This is a genomic window from Caballeronia sp., from assembly GCF_049581465.1.
Lineage (GTDB): Bacteria > Pseudomonadota > Gammaproteobacteria > Burkholderiales > Burkholderiaceae > Caballeronia.
The window spans coordinates 1-2,262 of record NZ_JBAUSA010000577.1 but is presented as its reverse complement, the minus strand read 5'-3'; the positions used below and the strand labels follow the sequence as shown (position 1 = coordinate 2,262).

The following is a 2,262-nucleotide window of genomic DNA, read 5'->3' as shown; positions in this document are numbered from 1 at the left end:
ACATTGACGATCGAGCCACCGCGTCCGCCCCGTTTCGTCGATAACCTGCGCGCCGCTTCACGCGCGCCCAGATACGCGCCGAGCACGTTGATTGTAAAGACACGTTTCATGCGCTCCACGTCCATATCCGCGAGCGCCGAACCCGGCGCGACTATCCCGGCGTTGTTGACGAAGCCATCGATCGGGCCAAACGTCTGCGAGGTTTTATCGAACAGGGCTATCACATCGGCCTCTTCGCCGACATCGCCCTGAATCGCGATCGCACGCCCGCCAGCGGCTTCGACCAGCGCAACCGTTTCATCCGCCGCGCCGCGATTCGTCGCGTAATTGACACCGACGGACCAGCCGCGCGCACCGCACAGCACCGCCGCCGACCGGCCGATGCCGCGACTTCCACCCGTGATCAAGATCACTTTCGACATTGCCAGGATCCCCGGTCAGATTGCGTCGCGTTTTTCGGGCCAGCGATCGGCGACCGGCGGCACGTAGTTTCTCAATGCATCGATCATCGCCGCCGGATCGGATGCGACCTGCAGCATGGCAAGAAACGGTGCGCGCATGAAACCTTCTTCGACCGTGTGGCGCAGCATTGCAATCAGCGGGTCGTAGTATCCATCCACGTTCAGCAATGCGACCGGCTTCTGGTGATAGCCGAGTTGCGCCCATGTGTAGACCTCGAACAGCTCTTCGAACGTGCCGACACCGCCGGGCATCGACACGAACGCGTCCGACAAATCCGCCATCTTCTTCTTGCGCTCATGCATGTCGGCCACGACGTGAAGCTCGGTCAGACCCACATGGCCGACTTCCTTGCTCATCAGCAATTCCGGAATCACGCCGATGGCGCGACCGCCGAGACCCAGCACTTCGTCGGCGATCGTGCCCATCAAGCCGACGCTTCCTCCGCCATAGACCAGCGCCAGATCCGCCTCCACCAGCGCGCGCCCGAACGCCTTCGCGGCCTCGGCATACACGGGCCTGGCTCCGATCGCGGAGCCGCAATACACACAGACTGCTTTCATCAATTGGATTCCTTTGGCTCGCCGTCTTCCCTCGGCGCGCGGTAGTCGGCAAACACGCGGCCCGGCATTTTCCCCGACACCAGGTCGTCGAAAATCTGCCGCGAGCGGCCGCGCAAATAGGGTGCCATCAACGAGACGATATGCAGGCTCGCCTGATGCAATTCCGCGCGTATCTCTTCCTGCTCGTTGTATTTGCGCGGGTTCATGACGAATTGATACGACAGCCAGTACGTCGCGATGACGCCCATGTTGGTCCCGATTACCTTGATCTCGGCGGGGGTCGCGACCATTTCGTGATCGGCGACGAGCGCTTCGCACAGTTCCTGCGCGAAATGGACCTTGTGGCTGATGATCTGCTTGAAGTGTGTTTCAAGCGTGCGGTTGCGGGCGAGCAGGTCGTTGAGGTCCCGATAGAGAAACCGGTACGTCCACAGGAAATCGGCCATGTACTGCAGGTACGACCACAGTTCGTCGATAGTCGGACGATGGTCTTCAGGAAAGCGCAGCCGCTTTTCGATCTGCTGTTCGAACTGCGCGAAAATGCTGTTGATAATGTCGTCTTTGTTGCGGAAATGGTAGTACAGGTTCCCTGGACTGATTTCCATCTCTTCGGCGATGGTCGTCGTCGTGACATTGGGCTCGCCAATGTCGTTGAACAACTTCAACGACATTTCGAGAATACGTTCACGGGTGCGGCGGGGAGGTTTGGCTTCCATGTCGTCCGGGCCTGGTTGACCGGCTCGGGGAGCGGCGGCTTGAATGCAGCGTAGCGAACCCGGAACGCGGTGAGTTGCTTGGGTGCCTTGCTAGCGGAACTAGCGGGGACATCGGACGATTATAAACGGATGGTTCCCCTGGAACCTTCTGCAGCGCCGCAAACGCCGGGTATAAAACGCGTGACGCCGCCGTGAGGGACGCGATGCGTGGCCGGGGAGGCGGGCATTCATCGCGTTGATCGCCGCTTCAGGCCGCATCCGGCTCCGTCTTCAAACCAGTGCGTGTAGCCATCGCAACAGGAGGGGGCCGACGATCAAGCCCCACGTCAGTACGCAAACGCCGAGCGCCAGCATGACAGCGGCGCTGCCAAAATCCTTGGCGCGTTTGGAGAGTTCGTGGCGTTCGAGCGAAATCCGGTCGATCGCCGCTTCCACGCTCGAGTTAAGCAATTCCACCATGAGCACGAGCAGGACCGACGCCAATAAAGCGGCGCGTTCGACCGGCGATACCGGCACGAATAGGC

The 2,262-nt window shown here is 60.6% G+C and carries 4 protein-coding genes; all 4 read right to left on the bottom strand.

Annotated elements, in window-relative coordinates; genetic code table 11:
• The coding region (locus tag WCA53_RS14230; protein ID WP_423911292.1) for an SDR family NAD(P)-dependent oxidoreductase at positions 1-422 on the bottom strand (422 nt) is incomplete at its 3' end.
• A 15-nt stretch (positions 423-437) separates the two neighbouring features.
• On the bottom strand, positions 438-1,022 hold the full coding sequence (locus WCA53_RS14225; protein WP_423911289.1) for a TIGR00730 family Rossman fold protein: 585 nt from the start codon (positions 1,020-1,022) through the stop codon (positions 438-440).
• A complete protein-coding gene (locus tag WCA53_RS14220) occupies positions 1,022-1,738 on the bottom strand; it encodes a TetR/AcrR family transcriptional regulator (RefSeq protein ID WP_423911287.1) in 717 nt (238 codons plus the stop codon). Before WCA53_RS14220 ends, WCA53_RS14225 begins: the two co-directional genes overlap by 1 nt.
• A 270-nt stretch (positions 1,739-2,008) precedes the next feature.
• Positions 2,009-2,262 (bottom strand): diacylglycerol kinase (locus WCA53_RS14215; RefSeq protein WP_423911285.1); only part of this gene is annotated, 254 nt, incomplete at its 5' end.

Bases quoted from the DNA above. Each gene is read 5' to 3' on its own strand.
- WCA53_RS14225 (WP_423911289.1), bottom strand. From the start codon at position 1,022: ATGAAAGCAGTCTGTGTGTATTGCGGCTCCGCGATCGGAGCCAGGCCC.
- WCA53_RS14220 (WP_423911287.1), bottom strand. From the start codon at position 1,738: ATGGAAGCCAAACCTCCCCGCCGCACCCGTGAACGTATTCTCGAAATG.